Origin of the sequence: Thioalkalivibrio sp. ALE25 (genome assembly GCF_000377285.1) — a bacterium.
Taxonomy (GTDB): Bacteria; Pseudomonadota; Gammaproteobacteria; order Ectothiorhodospirales; family Ectothiorhodospiraceae; genus Thioalkalivibrio.
Genome location: NZ_KB897930.1, coordinates 124,373 through 142,734 on the forward strand (window position 1 = coordinate 124,373; position 18,362 = coordinate 142,734).

General features: G+C 68.3%; 19 protein-coding genes. 2 read left to right on the forward strand and 17 right to left on the reverse strand.

Features of this window, described 5'->3' with window-relative positions; genetic code table 11:
• Positions 1-26: 26 nt before the first annotated feature.
• Positions 27-1,946 carry an ATP-binding cassette domain-containing protein gene (locus C996_RS0106650; protein ID WP_018866674.1) on the reverse strand — a complete coding sequence of 640 codons (1,920 nt, stop codon included), beginning with the start codon at positions 1,944-1,946 and terminating at the stop codon, positions 27-29.
• A 512-nt stretch (positions 1,947-2,458) separates the two neighbouring features.
• On the opposite strand from C996_RS0106650, the gene C996_RS14770 reads away from it, so the two are divergent.
• A complete protein-coding gene (locus C996_RS14770; protein WP_081623683.1) occupies positions 2,459-2,677 on the forward strand; it encodes a hypothetical protein in 219 nt (72 codons plus the stop codon).
• A gap of 287 nt (positions 2,678-2,964) precedes the next feature.
• On the opposite strand, the gene C996_RS0106655 is transcribed toward C996_RS14770, so the two are convergent.
• The 9 genes from C996_RS0106655 to C996_RS0106695 all read right to left on the reverse strand — a co-directional run bounded on the left by C996_RS0106655 (position 2,965) and on the right by C996_RS0106695 (position 11,672).
• Entirely contained in the window at positions 2,965-4,305 is a 1,341-nt protein-coding gene (locus C996_RS0106655; RefSeq protein WP_018866675.1) for an MFS transporter, read from the reverse strand.
• Between the two features lie 155 nt (positions 4,306-4,460).
• The gene (locus C996_RS0106660; protein WP_018866676.1) at positions 4,461-5,531 is read right to left on the reverse strand and encodes a homoserine O-succinyltransferase; all 1,071 of its coding nucleotides are present in this window, start codon (positions 5,529-5,531) and stop codon (positions 4,461-4,463) included.
• Positions 5,531-6,382, reverse strand: coding sequence for a hypothetical protein (locus C996_RS0106665; protein ID WP_018866677.1), 852 nt, complete (start codon positions 6,380-6,382; stop codon positions 5,531-5,533). The genes C996_RS0106660 and C996_RS0106665 overlap by 1 nt, the downstream gene beginning before the upstream one ends.
• 10 nt (positions 6,383-6,392) lie before the next feature.
• A complete protein-coding gene (locus C996_RS14655) occupies positions 6,393-6,533 on the reverse strand; it encodes a hypothetical protein (protein WP_019625837.1) in 141 nt (46 codons plus the stop codon).
• 30 nt (positions 6,534-6,563) lie between these two features.
• On the reverse strand, positions 6,564-7,139 hold the full coding sequence (locus tag C996_RS0106675) for an isochorismatase family protein (protein WP_018866678.1): 576 nt from the start codon (positions 7,137-7,139) through the stop codon (positions 6,564-6,566).
• Positions 7,139-8,464, reverse strand: coding sequence for a TolC family outer membrane protein (locus tag C996_RS0106680; protein WP_018866679.1), 1,326 nt, complete (start codon positions 8,462-8,464; stop codon positions 7,139-7,141). Before C996_RS0106680 ends, C996_RS0106675 begins: the two co-directional genes overlap by 1 nt.
• 102 nt (positions 8,465-8,566) lie before the next feature.
• Positions 8,567-9,223 (reverse strand): protein-L-isoaspartate O-methyltransferase, encoded by a 657-nt coding sequence (locus C996_RS0106685; RefSeq protein ID WP_018866680.1) that lies wholly within the window; start codon positions 9,221-9,223, stop codon positions 8,567-8,569.
• 219 nt (positions 9,224-9,442) lie between these two features.
• On the reverse strand, positions 9,443-10,675 hold the full coding sequence (locus tag C996_RS0106690; RefSeq protein ID WP_018866681.1) for a multifunctional CCA addition/repair protein: 1,233 nt from the start codon (positions 10,673-10,675) through the stop codon (positions 9,443-9,445).
• A 25-nt stretch (positions 10,676-10,700) separates the two neighbouring features.
• Positions 10,701-11,672: a complex I NDUFA9 subunit family protein gene (locus C996_RS0106695; RefSeq protein WP_018866682.1), complete on the reverse strand. Its 972-nt coding sequence runs from the start codon at positions 11,670-11,672 to the stop codon at positions 10,701-10,703.
• A gap of 104 nt (positions 11,673-11,776) precedes the next feature.
• Between C996_RS0106695 and C996_RS0106700 the strand changes: the two genes are divergently transcribed.
• Complete coding sequence (locus C996_RS0106700) at positions 11,777-13,144, forward strand: NAD-dependent succinate-semialdehyde dehydrogenase (RefSeq protein WP_018866683.1); 1,368 nt, start codon at positions 11,777-11,779, stop codon at positions 13,142-13,144.
• 32 nt (positions 13,145-13,176) lie between these two features.
• On the opposite strand, the gene C996_RS0106705 is transcribed toward C996_RS0106700, so the two are convergent.
• The 7 genes from C996_RS0106705 to dksA form a co-directional block, all read right to left on the reverse strand.
• Complete coding sequence (locus tag C996_RS0106705; protein ID WP_018866684.1) at positions 13,177-13,596, reverse strand: HIRAN domain-containing protein; 420 nt, start codon at positions 13,594-13,596, stop codon at positions 13,177-13,179.
• Positions 13,597-13,666: 70 nt separating this feature from the next.
• Positions 13,667-14,197, reverse strand: a complete 531-nt coding sequence (locus C996_RS0106710; RefSeq protein ID WP_018866685.1) for an MOSC domain-containing protein — start codon at positions 14,195-14,197, stop codon at positions 13,667-13,669.
• Positions 14,197-15,165 (reverse strand): YafY family protein, encoded by a 969-nt coding sequence (locus C996_RS0106715; RefSeq protein ID WP_018866686.1) that lies wholly within the window; start codon positions 15,163-15,165, stop codon positions 14,197-14,199. The genes C996_RS0106710 and C996_RS0106715 overlap by 1 nt, the downstream gene beginning before the upstream one ends.
• Positions 15,166-15,169: 4 nt before the next feature.
• On the reverse strand, positions 15,170-15,646 hold the full coding sequence (locus C996_RS14185) for a hypothetical protein (RefSeq protein WP_081619386.1): 477 nt from the start codon (positions 15,644-15,646) through the stop codon (positions 15,170-15,172).
• 235 nt (positions 15,647-15,881) lie between these two features.
• Entirely contained in the window at positions 15,882-16,529 is a 648-nt protein-coding gene (locus C996_RS14190) for a DUF1826 domain-containing protein (RefSeq protein ID WP_018876873.1), read from the reverse strand.
• Positions 16,526-17,788: a zinc metallochaperone GTPase ZigA gene (gene zigA / locus C996_RS0106730; RefSeq protein WP_018866689.1), complete on the reverse strand. Its 1,263-nt coding sequence runs from the start codon at positions 17,786-17,788 to the stop codon at positions 16,526-16,528. Before zigA ends, C996_RS14190 begins: the two co-directional genes overlap by 4 nt.
• A gap of 65 nt (positions 17,789-17,853) precedes the next feature.
• Positions 17,854-18,255 carry an RNA polymerase-binding protein DksA gene (dksA, locus tag C996_RS0106735; protein WP_017940914.1) on the reverse strand — a complete coding sequence of 134 codons (402 nt, stop codon included), beginning with the start codon at positions 18,253-18,255 and terminating at the stop codon, positions 17,854-17,856.
• Positions 18,256-18,362 lie beyond the last annotated feature (107 nt).

Genomic DNA, 18,362 nt, shown 5'->3' on the forward strand with positions numbered 1-18,362 from the left:
AAACCCGAGTGTAGACGCGCCGACGCTCAACCGGATTCCAGCTGCTCCCAGCGCTCGAAGCAGTGGGCCAGCTCGGCCTCCACGGTCTCGAGCCGCGCCTGCAGGTCGCGCATACGTTCGCCGTCGCGCAGGGCCTCGGGATCGGTCATCGCCGTGGTCAGTTCCTGTTGCTCGGTTTCCAGGGCCTCGATCCGGGCCGGGAGGGCCTCCAGTTCGCGCGCATCCTTGTAGGACAGCTTGCGCGGGGTCGCCGTAGCGTTTTCCGATGTCTGCGGCGATGGTTCGGGAGCGGGCTCGGCCCGCGGCTCCGGGGCGCCGGGGCGGGCGGCGGCCGCGGTTTCGCCCTCCAGCAGCCGCCGCGTGACACGTTCGGGCAGGTCGGACCAGCCACCCACGAACTCTTCCACCGATCCGTCGCCCGGCAGGACCAGGGTCGAGGTCGCGACATTGTCCAGAAACGAGCGGTCGTGGCTGACCACGATCACCGTCCCGGTGTACTCGATCAGGAGCTGTTCCAGCAGCTCCAGGGTCTCCACATCGAGGTCGTTGGTGGGTTCGTCGAGCACCAGCAGATTTGCCGGGCGCAGGAACAGCTTGGCCAGCAGCAGGCGATTGCGCTCGCCCCCGGACAGCGCCGACACCGGCTGGCGGGAACGTGATGGCGGGAACAGGAAGTCTTCCAGGTAGGACAAAATGTGCCGGCTCTCGCCATTGACCATCACCCGGTCGCGCCCCTCGCCGACCGCGTCCTGCACCGTGGTGTCCTCGTCGAGGTGCGCGCGCGCCTGGTCGAAGTACGCGATCTCCAGCTGGGTGCCCAGCTTCACGTGACCGGCCAGCGGCTCCATCTGTCCGAGCAGGCCGCGCAGCAGGGTCGTCTTGCCCGCGCCGTTGGGTCCGACGATGCCCAGGGCATCGCCGCGTTGCAGCAGCAGGTTCACGTCCCTGACGATGGGTTTTTCGTAGCCGAAATCGGCGTGTTCCGCCTCGATCACCAGCCGGCCCGAACGCTGTTCCGGGCTCAGCTTCATCTTGACCTGGCCGCTGCGTTCGCGGCGCTCGGCGCGCTTCTTGCGCAGGGCCTGCAGTGCCCGCACGCGCCCCTCGTTGCGGGTACGCCGTGCCTTGATGCCCTGGCGCACCCAGGCCTCCTCCTGCGCCAGCTTGCGGTCGAACTCCGCGCGCTGGGTGGCCTCGGTCTCCAGGCGTTCGGCCTGACGGCGGCGGAATTCCTCGATCGACGGCGGATGTTCATACAGCTGCCCGCGGTCCAGCTCCAGGATGCGGGTGGCTACACTCTCCATGAACTGGCGGTCATGGCTGATGAAGACCACGGTCAGGCCGCTCTCGAGCAGGAACTCTTCCAGCCAGCGGATCGCGGCCACGTCGAGATGGTTGGTCGGTTCGTCGAGCAGCAGCAGCTGCGGGCGCTGCACCAGCTCGCGTGCCAGCCAGACCCGGCGCTTGAGTCCGCCGGACAGCGCGGCGAACTCCGCCTCGGGGTCCAGGCTCAGGCGGGAGATGGTGGTCTCCACCCGGTTCTGCAGGCTCCAGCCATCGATGGCGTCGAGCTGCGACTGCACTGGCCCCATCTTCTCCAGGGCACCCATGTCGCCGCCGGCCGCGGCCTGGCTCAGGTGGTGGAAGCGCTCCAGCAGGCGCCCGGCCTCGCCCAGGCCCTCGGCCACGACATCGAACACCGTCCCTTCAATGCCCGGGGGCAACTCCTGGGTCAGGTAGGCGGTGGTGAGGCCGTCCTGGCAGGTGATCTCGCCCGAATCCGCCTGCGCCTCGCCGTTGAGCACCTTGAGCAGGGTGGATTTGCCCTCTCCGTTGCGCCCGGCGATGGCGACGCGCTCGCCGGGTTCCAGGCTCAGGTTGATGCCGTCGAGCAGGGCGGCCATGCCGTAGGCCAGGTGGATGTTGCGCAGGGTGAGCAGTGCCATTCGAGTTCCGGTCGCGAGCGAGTGTTGTAGCGGGCGCCAAGCCTATCACCTTGGCGTGCTGGGGCGTGCGGGTGGTTGCGTCCGGCCGCGTGCCATGATGTGGCTGGCCCTGGTTCGTCGTTCGGTGTTTACGGTGGCTCCGGCCGGTCGCCTGCCGATTTTTGGCTAGGCCTGGTTCGTCCTCTGGTGTTTACGGTGGCTCCGGTCCGCATACTGCCCGGCGCTGACTCGCCAGCGCGCCGCGCCCGTTGTTGATCAAAAACGGGCTTCTTTGCTCGTGCAAAGAAGTACCCAAGAAACACGCCCGACTGCCGCGACCCCGGCCCGCTGTGCGGGCCGGGGTTTCCCTCGCTCCGAGGGTTTTCGCGGGCGGCGCTGAACTCGCTGCGCCTTCGGCTCCGCTCAGACATCCAGCGCCTTTTTCCCCGCGAAAACCCTCTCCACTCGGCGCGACGACAATGGGGGATTCAAGGTCAAGACAACAGCCGTCCCGACGGTCGTGCCAGGGGAGGATGGCTAACTTTTCGGACATCTTGGGCACGCTCGGCCCTCGGCCGTTGCGTGCCGCGCCCGCAGGGCGGGCGCCAGGGGCTTTCGAGCGGCGTTGCCTATGGTTAGGCGCAAACATGGGGATGCGTTCGGTTTTGACCTTCGCCTCCCGTATGGAGCCCCTTGCGGAAGGGTTCTCGGGCCGGCCCGTTTTCTATAAATTCGGGGCGCTGGATGTCTGAGCGAAGCGCAGCGTAGCGAGTTCAGCGCCGCCGGCCCGAGGCCCCTGGAGCAAGGTTCCCGGGCGAAATCCGGGTGCCCTTCTTTGGGTCCTTTCTTGGGCAAGCAAGAAAGGACCTCGCGGCGCGCTGGCGAGTCAGCGCCGGGCAGTATGTGGACCGAAGGCACCGTGAACACCCGAGGCCGAACCAGGACCAGCCACCACGAGGCAGGCGGCCGGACGGAGGCACGTAAAACCGAGAGCGCAAAGCCTGTCTCGCTGGGGGCGAGGGCGAGAGAGGGGCGCGTGTCAGGCCTCGCCCATGAGCCAGGCGCTGGCGGCGCCGGCCAGACTCATCAGCGCGAGGACGAAGATCGCCACCTCGGTGCCCGCCAGCTGCGCCAGCAGCCCGAACAGCCCGCCGACCAGCAGCAGGGCACCAATGACCGTGTTGCTGACCGCGGTGAACGCGGCCCGGGTCTCCTGCGTGGCCATATCCACCAGATACGTCTTGCGCCCCAGGCGCACACCGGCATGACTGACCCCGAGCAGGAAGAACAACGCCGCATAGAGCCAGCCGCCGGGGACCAGTGCGTGGTCGGTATCCACCGGCACGAACCAGACGCCCACCGCGACCGCAATGCCAAGCCCGGCGGCCAGAAGGCCAGACAGGATCAGCACCCAGCGCGCCGAGCGGTCGGACAGGCGCCCCCAGACCGGGGCGCTGACCGCCGAGGCCAGGCCGCTGGCCAGGATCAGCAGCCCCAGGGTTCCGAGATCGCCGGCGGTGGCGTCCTCCGCGAGAAGGACGTAGAAGGGCAGGGCCAGCGCGGTGCTCATCAGCAGGGCGCGGGTCAGCACGAAGTGGCCAAAGGCGCGGTCGGTCAACAGCAGGCGCATGGAGCGGATGGCCTCGGTCACCGCGTTGCCGCCGCCCTCGGTGGAGCCCGGGTCCTCGCGCAGCCGGGTAAAGGTCGCGGCGGCCACCCACCAGGCCCCGGCCGAGGCGGCCAGCAGGGCGACGAAGACCCCGATGCCGGCCTCTTCGAGGTTCGCCAGCGTCAGGTAGATACCCAGGCCCAGGGTGAAGAAGCCGGCGAGGGAGGCGGCATAACCCATCACGGTTCCGCGCTGGTGCTTGGCGATGGTCTTGCCGAGCACATCCTTGGAAGCCACCGAGTTGATCCCCCGCGACAGGGCAAAGACGATCAGGAGCCCGAGGATGGCCCAGCCGGCGGCGGCGCCCTCCAGGGTCAGGGCGACGACAGCCATGCCGGCGACGGCCAGGCCGGACAGGACACTGCCCAGCACCCAGAAGCCCTTGCGGATCGCCCGGCGGCGAATGGAGGCGGCAACGAACAGTTGCGGTAGCAGCGAGCCGGATTCGCGGATCGGCACCAGGAAGCCGGCGAAGGCAGCCGGGGCGCCCAGGGCGCCGAGCAGCCAGGCCAGCACCAGCCGGGCCGAAGCGAGCTCGTCGCCAATCTTGCTCAGGGTGTTGGCAACCAGGTGGACAAAGAAATTGACCGGCTGGGCGCGGCAGGCGTTTTCGGGGATGTCCTTGCAGACGCGCGCGTCCTCGTCGCCGGCAATGGTTTCGTACAGTCCGATAATCGGGCGCGGAAGCTTGTCCAGGTCGTTGACGGTCATGAGGTCTTTCCGTTGCGTTGTCCCGTCATTGCGAGGAGCCGAAGGCGACGTGGCAACCTCCAGATGCTGGCAGGGCGGCGGGATCCGGTGGTGCCGGAAGGCAGATTGCCACGGTGCCTGCGGCACCTCGCAATGACAGGGGCGGGTGCGACGCGCTACCGGCGCCCGGCCAGCGGGTCGCTCGGGTCGACGCTGTCGCGGAACGGCTTGCGCCGGTCGAGGTTGGTCAGCTGATAGACGTTGCCCAGCCAGTTATTGATCACCGCCAGCGCGGTGTCGTGCCAGGTGTTGTCGAGGCGGTCCAGCAACAGCGCCTCGGGCAGGGCCGGGATCTCGGTGCAGTGTTCCAGGGCGGCCTCCACGTGCTCGCGGTGCTCGTCGAGGATAGCGGCGGCCTGCGGCATCAGATAGTTCTCTGGCAGCGGCGGGTAGGCGTCGCGTTCGCCCTGGATGTAGCGCACCACCTCGCGTTTGTATTCCTTGAGCAGGCTGATCGAGTCGTATTCCGGGTGGCCCTGGAAGAAGACCATGCGAAAGCCGTCGGGCGAGGCCCCCAGATGGATCCCGGACTGGTCACTCTCCACCAGCACGCGCAGGCCGTGACGCTCGAACTGTTCGCGCGAGACATCGTTGTAGCGCGAGTGCGGCACGTCGAAACGGGTGTTCACGCCAGTGACCAGCGGATGCCCGCGGTCCACCACGCGATGCGGGAATACGCCCCACAGCTTCTCGCCCATGTGCCGGCGGTGCTCGCCGTAGCGCGCCTGCAGCACGGCGTGGGTCGCCAGGCAGGAGCACAGCGTGGAGGTTACGTTCTCCCAGGCCCAGTCGACCACCTCGGCCAGCGGTTCCCAGAAGGGTTCCAGGGCCAGGTCCGGCTGGGTCACGTTGGCGCCGGTGATGATCAGCGCGTCGAGGCCCTCCTTCTTCAGGTCCTCGAAGGATTCGTAGTACTGCTTGACGTGGTCGCGCCCCTTCGGCCCGCGCTTGAGTTGCGGCAGGGTGAACGGGTGGATATAGAACTGCGCGATCTGGTTGCTCTCGCCGATCAGGCGAAAGAACTGGCGCTCGGTGGCCGCGAGGGCGGCGTCCGGCATCATGTTCAGCAGCCCGATATGCAGGGCGCGGATCTCCTGCTGCTGGGCGAAGTCGCTGGGCAGTACGGTCTCGCCCTCGCTTTTCAGGCGGGCAAAGGTGGGCAGGTCGGAGTAGGCGACAAGTGGCATTACAGACGCGCCTCCCGCTCCAGGGCCATGCAGACCAGGTCGTCGAAGTCGGCCGCGTTGCGCACCCGCGCCAGTTCCGTGGTGCTGATGGTGTAGCCGTGACTCTCGGCGATCGCCTCGTAACGTGGCAGGCGGGCACGGAACAGCCGCGAGAAGACCCAGCGCACAAACGCGTCGGGGTCGATCTGGGCGACGTAGTCCAGCCCCTCGTCGCGCATGTATTCGGCCAGCTGCTGGTCGAGGAAGGCCTCGCGGTAGTACAGCGGCTTGGGATCGCTCTCGGCGCGCTCGATCAGCTGGCGCTCGTCCTCGTCGGTCGCCTTGATGTAGAGGATCAGCGTGTGCTCCGCGAGGGTCTCCAGCACGCCGGGGCTGTCCAGCTCGCAGACCGAGCCGCCGGCATCGTTGACGAAGTGCGGATAGCCGAACAGCGTCTGGGACTTGCTGATGAAGTCGGGCACGTCGAGCATGGCCTGCACCTCGGCCTCGTGGTGCAGGGTCTGGCGGCGCTTGAACTCGGTCAGCGGCAGCCCGCCCAGCTCCGGGTTGCCGAGCTTGCCGAGGAAGCTCGCCACCGGGTGCAGGTTGTCCACCGTGATGTTGTTGATGATCTGGATCGAGTCCGAGCGCAGCAGATCGCGCAGGAATGGCACCGCCATCGCCTGGGCCTTGATGTTGTCCAGGATCGGTTCGCTCAGGTAGCGCGTGCCGATCCGGTAGTCGCCGGAGTAGTGGAACCAGTCCTCGCGCCGCAGCATGTTGGACAGGCGTGTCTTGCCGACACCGGACATCCCCAGCAGGGTGATGCGGCGGTGGTCCTGATTGCGGTACTCGTCGGGGGTCAGGCGCATGATGTTGGTTTTATCGACGCAGGATGAACAGGATACCGGCGATCACCGCCAGGCCACTGATGACGTAGTGGTCGTACTGGAACTGCAGCCCCAGCAGACCGCGCAGGCCGAACAGGATCAACCACAAGCCCAGCAAAATGTTTCCAAGCATGCGCATCCCTGCGTGTCTCCCGGTTCGTGATTAGCGGATCAACTGGCTCAGTTCGCGGAACTGCGGATCGGCCGCGTCGCGCAGCCATTCGAACAGCACCGATTCGTGATTGGTGATGATGGCGCCGGCGGCGCGCAGGCGCTCCAGTCCGTTGCGCTTGCGCCCGGTATCGCGCGAGCAGACTCCGTCCTCGACCACGAACACGGTCACGCCCGCCTCCAGCAGTTCCAGTGCCGTCTGGGTCACGCAGATGTGGGTCTCCGCGCCGGTCAGGATGATCTGGTCGCCGCGGGTCAGGCGGGTGTGCAGGTCGGGTTCGGCGCAGCAGGAGAAGGCCGTCTTGTCGGTGACCGCGCCCTTGCCGTCCAGCGCCTGCTGCAGGGGGGCGGTGACCTCGCCGAGGCCTTTGGGATACTGGCGCGAAACCTCGATCGGGATGCCGAGCTTGCGCGCCGCCTCGATCAGGCGCGCGGCATTGCGCTCGACCTCGGCACGGGCCGCCTCGGGCATCGCGGCCAGCAGGCGTTCCTGCAGGTCGATCAGGACCAGGCGCGAGCGTGCCCGCTCGCAGCGGGCCCGTGGGTTATGCGTGGCGGAGGTGGGCATTACTCCAGCAGGTCGTCGATGGCCTCGAGGTCGGCCACGCTCAGGCGACCGGCGGCGCGCTGCAGGCGCAGCGATTCGCCGAGGAAGCCGTAGCGGGCCTCGGCGTAGTCGCGCTCGGCGCGGAAGACCTCGCGCAGGGCGAGCAGGACATCCACCTGGGTGCGGGTGCCGACCTCGAAGCCGGCCTCGGCCGCCTCGAATGCGGACTGGGTCGAAACCAGCGCCTGCTCCAGCGCGCGCACCCGCGAGTTGTTGGAGATCACCGACAGGTAGGCGCTGCGGGTGTCCTGGGTGGTGCGGCGCTCCACCAGCGACTGGCCTTCCTGCGCGGCCTGGAAGTCCTCGCGGGCCTGGCGGGTCAGGGCGCTGACGCGCCCGCCGGTGTAGAGCGGGATCTCCAGTTGCACGCCGACCTGGGCGTCGGTGCCCTCGAAGAAGGCGCCTCTGGCATCAGCTGGTACATCCAGGCCGTGGTAGCGGTTCTCGCGCACCGAGGCGTTCAGGTTGAGCCGCGGCAGGCCCTCGGCGCGCTGGCGCTGGATCTGTTCGCGGGCGGTTTCCGTGCTCAGGCGCTGGGCGGCCAGTTCCAGGTTGTTGGCAAGCGCGATGTCCACCCAGGCCTGCGGATCGGCCGGGTCTGGCGGGGTCAGCTCGGCCTCGTCGCGCAGCATGTCCAGCTCGTCCCAGTAGGTGTTGGTGATCACCGCGAGCTGCTCCCGGGTCAGGTCCAGCTGGTTCGCGGCGGCGATGCGCTCGGCCTCGGCGATGTCGCGCTGGGCCTGGGCTTCGGTGACGTCGGTACGGGCGACCAGGCCGACATCGAAGCGGCGCTGGGTCTGTTCCAGCTGGCGCTCGATCGCCTCGACCTCGGCCTCGCGGAAGGCCAGGGTTTCCTGTGCGATGAGCACGTCGAAGTAGGCCTGGGCCACGCGCAGGATCAGGTCCTGGCGGGCGGCATCCAGTTCGGCCTCGGCGCGGGCGATCTCGAGATCCACCTGCGCCAGCTCGATGTAGTTGCGGCGGTCGTAGAGGCTTTGGGCCAGATTGACGCCGAAGCTGGTCTCGCGCCCATCAATGCTCGGTTCATTGCGGCCGTCGCGGTAGAACGCGCCGGCCTCGGCCTGCCCGGAGATCTGCGGCAGCAGGGCAGAGCGCGCGAGCGGCCGGTTCTCCAGCACGCTGCGGTACTCCGCCTCGGCGGTGCGCAGTTCGGCGTCTTCCGCGGCCGCGCGCTCGTAGACCTCCATCAGGCTGGAGGCGGTGGCGGGGGCCGAGATCACCAGGGCCAGCCCGGCGGCGGCGAGAAGCGACGGCAGACGGTTCATGGACGCGACTCCGGAGGATATTAGGAAACGCCTATCCTATCAGAGCATGTTCCGGCATGGGGCCTCCGGCGCGCGCCCCGTGCCGGGGCGCAGGCGACCGGCTCAGAATTCGAACGCGGGCTTCGGTTCGAAGCCGACCAGCGGCTTCACGCGGGTCTCGAACAGGCCCTCGTGGCGGCAGTCGTCTTCGGTGGTCCGGGTGATCAGCTGGGCCTCCATGATCGGGCCATCGCCAGTGACCACGAATAGCCGGCCGCCGAGCGTCAGGTAGGGCTCGAGGAAGTCGTCGTATTCGGTCATGCCGCCAGTGAGGATGATCGCGTCGTAACGCGGGCGCGGCGGGGTCCAGTCACGGGTCACCGTGGCGGTGCGCAGGTGGGCGTTATCGAGACCCAGATCCGTCAGGCGGTTACGCGCCGCGAGACGCAGATCGTCGATCCGCTCGATGCTGTCGACCCGGGCCGCGAGGTGGGCCAGGCAGGCGGTCACGTAACCGGAACCGGTGCCGATCTCCAGTACCGTCTCGGTGGGCTGCGGCGACACGGCCTGCAGCAGCCGGCCGACCACCACCGGCGGCAGGGTGTTTTCGCCGTGCCCCAGCGGGATCTCGGAATCCGCATATGCCAGGGCCTGATAGGGCTCGGGCATGAAGCGTTCACGCGGCAGGGTTTCCATCACGTCCAGCACGCGCGTATCGAGCACGTCCCAGGGGCGAACCTGCTGCTCGACCATGTTGATCCGGGCCTTGGCGAAATCCATCGCGGTTTCCTCTGTACGCTAAACAGCCGCGAAAGAGTACGTTCACGCGCCGAAACAGGCAAGTAGGAGGCCAGCCCTCTGGCCGATGGGGTCTGGTCAACATCCCATCGGCCAGAGGGCTGGCCTCCTACGGGGCCGAGCCCCCGTGGGAGCCTGCTTGCAGGCGAATGCCCCTGCCAAAGTCGGACGCGGGCAGGGGCTTCGCCTGCAAGCAGGCTCCTACGCGTCGGGGTGTTCCTCGAGGACCTCCGCAATCGCGCGGATGCGTTCGCGCTGCAATGCCTCGCCCAGGGCCTTGCCCTTGTAGCCCTCGGCCATCAGGGCCTGCGGTTGCACGGCCTGCGCGGCGGCCACCGCGCGGCGTACGGCATCGGCCTGCGGGTAGGGCTTGTCTTCCCAGCCGGTGCGCCCGCGGAAATCCGCCTCCACTGCGAGCAGGAAGGGCTCGACGTTCTCCGGGCGGCGCAGGGCGTCCAGTCCGTCCACCAGCTTCATTACGGTCTTCGGGCGCAGTTCGAACACGCGATGGACCAGGCCGTGGTAGCGCGCCACGCGCACCGCGAGGTCGCGGTAGCGATTGGGGATGCGCAGGCGTTCGGCCAGGGCGCGGATCAGGTCCACGCCGCGCTCTTCGTGGCCGTGGTGGCGGGGGAGGATGTCGGGGTCGGTCGTGCCCTTGCCGAGGTCGTGCACCAGTGCGGCGAAGCGCACCTCCGGGGAGTCGGACAGGCGGGTCGCCTGGTCCAGGACCATCAGCGTATGCACGCCGGTGTCGATCTCCGGATGGTAGCGCTCGGGCTGGGGTACGCCGAACAGCCGCTCGATCTCCGGGAACAGGATGGCGAGTGCCCCGGCCTCGCGCAGTACCTCGAGGAAGCGCCGCGGTGCGGGGCTCTTCAGGGCCTTCTCGCATTCTGCCCAGACGCGCTCGGGGACCAAAGCGTCGACCTCGCCGGAGGTGACGAGCTCGCGCATCAGGGTCAGCGTGTCGGGGGCCACCTGGAAGCCCCAGGGCGCGAGCTGGGCGGCGAACCGGGCCACCCGCAGCAGACGTACCGGATCTTCGGCAAAGGCCGGGGAAACGTGGCGCAGCCATCGGGCTTCCAGATCGTCCCGTCCGCCATAGGGGTCGATCAGGCGGCCGTCGGTGTCCTCGGCCATCGCGTTGATGGTGAGATCGCGGCGTTCGAGGTCGTCCTCCAGGGTGACCTCGGGCGAGGCATTGAACTGGAAGCCGTGGTAGCCGCGCGCGGTCTTGCGCTCGGTGCGCGCCAGCGCGTATTCCTCGTGGGTCTCGGGGTGCAGGAAGACCGGGAAGTCGCGTCCGACCGCGCGAAAGCCCGTGGCCTCCATCGCCTCCGGCGTGGCACCGACGACGACGTAGTCGCGTTCCGTGAACGGGCGTCCCAGCAGGCGGTCGCGAACCGCACCGCCGACGAGATAGGTCTGCATGGCGGCCCCGGGTTCGCGATCCGGGTCAGCCGCGGCCCGATCCGCGGTTGAGGGTGCGCAGTTGCTGCATGCGGGCCTCACGCCCGGCGCCGCCGCCACCCAGATAGCTGGGGGCAATGGATTCGAGCCGGGTCGGGCAGGGCAGTTGCTGCTCGCCGTCGCAGACCGAGTCGATGGTCAGCGAGGCGAAGTTGTCGCGCGACAACGGTTTGCCGGGCACGAATTCGAGCACGCTGGCCTGCAGCTTGCCGGCCCAGTCGGGCAGGCCGATCACCGGGCGCCGGTGACCGGAGACGCGTCCGACGTAGCGCACCAGCTCGGCCAGGGTATAGGTCTTCGGGCCGCACAGTTCAAAGCCCTGCCCGAAGGTATCCGGGTCGTCGAGGGCCTCGACGAAGTGCTCGGCCACATCGCCGACATACACCGGGGCGAAACGCGCCCGGGCGCGGGCCAGGGGCATCATCGGCGAGAACTTCAGCAAAGTCGCGAAGCGGTTCAGGAAGGAGTCCTCGGGGCCGAAGATCACCGACGGGCGAAAAACCGTGACCGCCAGGGATTCGCTGGCGAATACCGCCTGTTCCGCCGCGCCTTTGCTGCGCAGGTAGTGGCTGGGGGCGTCGTCCATGTCCGCCTTGAGCGCGCTCATCTGCAGGAAGCGGCGCACGCCCTGGGCCTCGGCGGCCGCCAGGGCCTTCTCGGTCAGCTCGGTATGGGCGGTGCGGAAACCGGCGCCGCTGTGCCCGCGCTCGTTGAGGATGCCGACCAGGTTGATCACCGCGTCCTGCCCCGCGAACACGCGCTCCAGGGTGGCGGGGTCATGGGCGCTGCCTTCGACCAGATCCACCTCGGGGTTGACCAGGAGATCGCGGTGGCGATGCGGACGGCGGGACAGCACGCGGACCTTCAGGCCGCGATCAATCAGTCGGCGAATGATGTGGTGGCCGACGAAGCCCGTGCCGCCCAGCAGGCAGACATTGCGAATCGAATCGATCGACATGGTGGCAAGGTCCTTCCGAAAGCGAATGCGGGACGTCTTATACTCGGGTGACCTGCATTGTTCAAACAAGCCCGTATTTCGGGCCCTGACGCCGAGGCACCGATATGCCCGAACTGACTGCGATCAATCCTGCCACCGGCGAGACCCTCGCGCGCTACCCGCGCATGAACGAGGAAGCGCTGGAGGCCGCATTGTCTCGTGCCGCGAGCGCGGCGCCGGACTGGGCGGCGCGCCCCGTGACGGAGCGCGCCGCGCGCCTGCGCGATCTGGCCGGCGTGCTGCGCGAGGAACGCGAGACCCTGGCGACCACTGCCACACAGGAGATGGGCAAGCGCCTGGCCGAGGCGCGGGCCGAGGTCGACAAGTGTGCCGCCGCCTGCGAGTACTACGCTGAACACGGCCCGGATTACCTGCAGGACACCATGATCGCCTCGGACGCGAGCCGCTCGTTCATTGCCTGGCAGCCGCTGGGGACCGTGCTGCTGGTGATGCCCTGGAATTTTCCCTACTGGCAGGCCTTTCGCCAGGCGATCCCGGCCACGCTGGCCGGCAACACCGTACTGCTCAAACATGCCTCCAACGTGCCTGGCTGCGCCGAACACCTGGAGCGGGTGTTCCTGGCGGCCGGGTTCCCCGAGGGCGTGTTCCGCAATCTGCCGGTGGGCTCCGACGCGGTGGAAGGCATCATCACCGACACCCGCGTGCAGGGCGTCAGCCTGACCGGATCCGAGGGGGCCGGCCGCGCGGTTGGGGCGGCTGCAGGCAAGGCGCTGAAATCCTCGGTGCTGGAGCTGGGCGGGTCGGATGCCTTTGTGGTGCTGGCCGACGCGGACCTTGACCATACAGTCGAGCAGGCGGTGCGCGGGCGCTTCCAGAACAACGGCGAGACCTGCATCGCGGCCAAGCGCTTCATCGTGGAGGAGGCCATCGCGGAGGCCTTCGTCGAGCGCTTCCGGGCCGCCATCGAGGCCCTGGTCATCGGCGACCCGATGGACGAAGGCACGAACATCGGCCCGCTGGCGCGCGATGACCTGCGCAGCGAGTTGCACGACCAGGTGACCCGCAGCGTGGCGGCCGGCGCTCGCCTGGTGGCGGGCGGCGAGCCGAGAGAGGGCGCCGGGTATTTCTACCCACCCACGCTGCTGGATGGGGTGGAGCCCGGCATGCCGGCCTTCGACGAGGAGACCTTCGGCCCGGTCGCAGCGGTCACCCGGGCGCGCGGCGCGGACCATGCCATCGAGCTCGCCAACCGCTCGCGCTTCGGCCTGGGCGGGAGCGTCTGGACCGCCGACCCGACCCGCGGCGAGGCGCTGGCCCGACGGCTGGAATGCGGTTGCGCCTTCGTCAACGGCATCGTCAAGAGCGACCCGCGCCTGCCGTTCGGCGGCGTGAAGGACTCCGGCTACGGCCGCGAACTCTCCGAACTCGGCATCCGCGAGTTCCAGAACGCCAAGACCATCTGGGTCGCTTGATTTGCCCCGCCCGGGGGAGGATCCGCGTCTCCCTAGTGGGCCGGCGCGGTCCTCGGCCGTGCGCGGTAGAGGCCCAGTTCGAGCCGGTTGTGGGGGTCGGCCTGATCACGCTTGGCGATGATGCGGGCGACCAGGGGCTCGTCGCGGTCGAGGAGGTCGGCGGCGAGCTGGTTCTGTTCGCGCGGCAGGTAGCCGAGCTGGTGGTCGATCCAGTCGATGGCAACGGCCTTGTCATCGTGCGGGTTCAGCCGCTCGCGGCGCAGGGTCAGGGCCTGGCCGCGCTTCAACGCATTCCACAGCTTCGGGGCGTCGTGGTGGCGGTAGCCGGCCAGCGGGATGGTCTGCAGCAGTTCCTCGGTGGTGGCGGTGGCGTTGTAGCGGCCGCGCTGGGCGTAGTAGCCGCGCAGTACGGGGGTGCGGCGAGCCTGGCGGTTGGGGGTGTTCGATTGCATGGTCGCGCTCCATCTGGGGGGTTGCGACCTTTGTAGCACCGGGGGTGGCTCACAGAATGAGCCACCCCGGCTAATCGTGTCTTGCGGGCCCCGGGGCGGCCTCCCAGTGCACGGGGTCGCCCCGCCGGATGGTGCCCGGCTCCAGTGGCCGCAGGCAGATGCCGCTGTCCTGGCGCAGGGCGCCGGCGAGGTTGTAGCCGACCACCTGGTTGAGCCAGCCGCAGGGCGGGCGCGGCCGTGTGATGGCAAAACGCACAACACCGATGCGCAAGGTTCCCGCGCGCGGGCTGCGCCGGAGGCCGCTGACCACGAGGTTGCGGCGGTGGTCGCCGGGCGTCGGGGTCGCGGGCTGGCGCAGGCGCCGCGCCCGCCGTGTGGCGCGGTCCAGCTCGGCGCTGCAGATCAGGGTGACGGGGCAGGACTCCACCGTGTGCCAGTGGCCCTGCCCGGTGGCGTAGCGGTCACTGGTCAGGCCCGCTTCGGTAACCTCCACGGCGGCGCAATCGTGCATGGGGGTGCCGGCCCGATCGGCGATCCAGATCGCTTCCAGCCGGCCGGAGACGGTGGCGGCCTTGCGGCGGGCCAGCCAGCGGCGCAGCATCAGGACGAAGCCGCGTATTGCGCAGCGGCCTCGCGCAGCGTGGTGGCGACACGGGTGCGCAGGCTTTCGGGGGCCAGGACCTCGACCCCGGGACCGTGGCGCAGGATCTCCTGGATCAGCTCGGTGGGATCCCCGAAGGGCACCCGCAGGTGGTAGTGGTCGCCCTCGAAGTGGCCGGTCTGGTCCGGGTGCCAGGTCTCGTCCGCGACCCAGCGGGCGTGTTCCGGGGTGAAGCGCAGCACCGCCCATTCCTGTGCGGGGCCGGTGAAGATGCCGAAGGCCGCGCCGGTGTGGCCATCCAGAGTCGCTTCGTCGATGTCGTGGTAGGGGCCGTCGGTCGCCCGGGTGGACCGGATGCGTTCCAGCGCGAAGGTGCGCAGGGCCCGGGCCTGCTCGCACCAGGCGATCAGGTACCAGTTGTCGCGGTAGTACAGCAGGCGCTGCGGGTGCACGACGCGTTGGGTGGCGGAGTCGCGGGCACGGCCGTGGTACTCGATCGCGATCGGTTGTTCGTCCAGGGTCGCGGCGGCCACGGCCTGAAAGCCGTCGCTGCGGTTGCCACGCTGCGCCAGCGGCTGGATGCGGATGCGGCGGCGCACGGCGTCCGGCTGGTGCCCGCCGCTGGCGAGCAGTTCGCGGATCCGCTCCTTCAGCGGCCCCAGGGTGGGCGCCAGCAGGCCCGGCTGTACGTCCTCCAGGAGCTGCTCCATGGTCAGGAGCGCGAGCAATTCGGATTCGTTGAACCACAGCCCCGGCAGCTCGAAGGCCGGCACATCCTGTGCGTAGCGGTAGCCGTTGGCCTCCGCGTCGTACTCGATCGGTGCCTGCATGAAGTCGCGCATGTACTCGAGGTCGCGCTTGATGGTCGCGCGCGAGACCTCGAGCGCCTCCATCAGGTGCGCCAGCGACGGCGGCTGGCGCGCCTGGAGCAGGCGGTGCAGATGGAAGATCCGCTCGGCGCGGTTCACGAAGTCAATGCAGGGGTGGACATTTCCGGAACGCTACGTGGAGAACCTGCCCCTTGGCAATGTCACGGGTTTTTTTCGTCGGCTGCGCCGCTCCGGGGCCCTGAGCACAGGTCATTCGTCGAGAGCGGCTGCGAGCGGTGGCGGGCTCGCAAGATGCCCCTTCCGGATGGGGATTGCGGTTGGGACGGTCGTCGCCGTCCGCAGGCCGTTTCATGGACGCGGGCATGTCCGGCCGAGGCGCCGGTGGTCTGCGCTGGACGGTGATACCTTCGAGGCAGGCCTCCAGGATGAGCTCGCGGATCGTTTCGTGGGCCTGGTCGCGGGCCTGCGGTCCGCAGCAATCGGTGGGGGCGATGATCCCGGTATCCAGCAGATCGCGGAGTTCCTGGCCGCGCCATTCGGCCACGATTCGGCAAGACGGCTCGTCGATGATCCGGAGCGAGGGGTCGGGGTTTTCCAGCCATGCGTCGAGCGTGAACATTGTGCCTCCTAAGAAATGAGAACCATTCGCATTCATAGTCGTCGAGGGAGAGGCGCGAGTCAAGCATTGAATGCGAGCGATCATGAAGATCGGTGGATTTTGTGGGCCGGTCCGCTTTCTCCGGCCCTGCCCGGGGCAGAGGACCGAGGGCCGTCAGTGTCTCCTCGGGGGAGCCTGACGGACTGACTCTGCCAGACGCGCAGCAGATCCGTCCCGGGTCCGACGGGCTTGCGGGTCAGGGGTGGTCGAGTCGTACGAGCAGGCGCTGTTGATCTCCCGCAACCGGCGGCGAGCGATGGACGGCTCCAAGCCCCCCGCACGTAGGTGAACGTTCGCCTTTCATGAGGATCACGGATCCGCTCTCAAGTGCCAAGGGCGGATGGCCTGCAAGAACGCCCTCGTTGTCGCCGCAACGGAGCCGGTCGCGGTTCAGGAAACGGTCGTCTGCATATTCGGTTCCGGGGCCGGTGTAGCTGCAGACCATCCGCAGCACGTTGTTGTCCACGTGAAACAGCGGGCATGGCTGGTGGGCCAGCACTTCGAGCTGGAGGCGGACACTGATCGCATGCGCGACGACGGCAAAGTTGTGCGCCAGGCGCTCCAGATCGTATGCCAGACGATGAATCCTGAACGGTGCCCGGTCGATGGCGCCGTGCAACCGTTCGCGCACCTGGTCCGGTCGGCAGTGGATGTCCAGAATCATCCCGGGGCCGCGGGAGAGCAGCGCCCGGGCCTGGTCCCGGAGTTGCGGATCCAGGCTTCGGCGCCAGATCAGCGCGTTCACATCGTGGCGGTGAATGCCCTTGAGCTCGGCGGCGCGGTCGACGAAGCGGTGCCTTGACGGCGCGCGCTCGACCGGGTGCGACGTTCGCGCAGTGTTCATGCGGTTACGTCCGGGCGGGACTCTCGGGTTTCCGGGGCATCCACCTCGGGTTCGGCGGTCTCGGACCCCAGGCGCCAGACCGGGAAGGGATCCGCGTAGCTCAGCCAGCGTTCCGGGCCTTCCAGCATCTCGTCGTCGGTGAGCAGGCAGGCGTCGAGACGTTTGCGCATCGCATCCGCGTCCATGTGGATGCCGATCAGTACAATCTCCTGGCGTCGGTCCCCGAATCGGTCATCCCAGACCGGCGCGATCGCCGTCTCCCACCAGTCTTCGTGGGTGGGGCGCTGCTCCGGGGATACGGCAGCCCACCAGAACCCGGCAGCGTGGTGGGTCAGCGCCCCGCCGGCCTGAGACAATGTGCCGGCCCAGTCGGGGCGCGAGGCCAGCCAGAACCAGCCCTTGCTGCGGATGATGCCAGGCCATTCCTCGTGCAGCAGGGCAAAAAAGCGTTCCGGATGAAATGGCCGATTGACGCGGTATACGATGCTGGAGATGCCGTATTCCTCGGTCTCCGGGGTGTGGCCACCCATCATCTCCTGGGCCCAGCCGGCGGCCTGGGACGCGCGGTCGAAGTCGAAGCGTCCGGTGCCCAGCAGGGACTCCGGCGCGACCTGGCCGTGTGTGGTTTCGATGATTCTGGCGTCCCGGTTAAGGGCGCGCACGACGCTGCGGACGGTATCCAGTTGTTCCGGCGACGGGCGATCCACCTTGTTCAGGACAATGACGTCCGCGAACTCGATCTGATCCACCAGCAGGTCAACGACGGTACGGTCGTCTTCCTCCCCCAGGGATTCGCCGCGGTCGCCCAGAAAATCGCTGGACGCGTAGTCCTGCAGCAGGGCACCTGCATCCACCACCGTGACCATCGTGTCGAGGCGGGCGACATCGTCCAGGGACTGGCCGTCTTCGTCGCGGAAGGCGAAGGTGGCCGCGACCGGCATGGGCTCGGAAATGCCGGTGGATTCGATGACCAGGTAGTCGTACTGCCCGGATTCGGCGAGGCGGCGCACCTCCACCAGCAGGTCGTCCCGCAGCGTGCAGCAGATGCAGCCGTTGGTCATCTCGACCATGCGGGCATCGGTACGTGTGACGGCATCCTGGCCGCCGCGCACCAGGGCGCTGTCGATGTTGACCTCGCTCATGTCGTTGACGATGACCGCGACGCGCAGCCCCGACTGGTTGTGCAGGATGTTGTTCAGCAGTGTGGTCTTGCCGGCGCCGAGAAAGCCGGAGAGGACGGTGACGGGAAGACGTTTCATGGTACCTCCAGGGAATCGGGATGCCCGGGCGTCGGAATGTGCCCGGATGGAAGGGTTGGGCAGGCTCAGCGCACGAACACGTGTTCGGCCTTTTCCTGGCGTTCCTTGACCTCGATGCAGAGGGTCGCCGTCGGGCGGGCCAGCAGGCGGGGCAGACCGATCGGTTCGCCGCTCACCTCGCAGTAGCCGTAATCGCCGGTTTCGATGCGATGCAGGGCCGCATCGATCTTTCGCAGCAGGCGGCCTTCGCGCTCCTGCACCCGCATCGACAGGAGGCGCGACTCCTCCATTGCTGCCCGGTCGAGCTCGTCCGGGGTGCGTTCGTTGTCGCGCAATCCGTCCCGGGCGCCCTCCATGTCAGCCAGGATCTCGTCGCGCATTTCGAGCAGGCGCTCGCGGAAGTACGCGAGCTGGGCCTCGTTCATGTAGGCCGCGGCAGGCATGGCCAGCAGTTCGTCGCGGGTCATGGGGTTCCGTCGGTTGCGATCAGGATGTTATACCATAACGTTTCGATTGCGCCCCGACAACACGGATCGGCCACCGTCCTGTGATGGGGTCGACCCGCCTGCAAAAA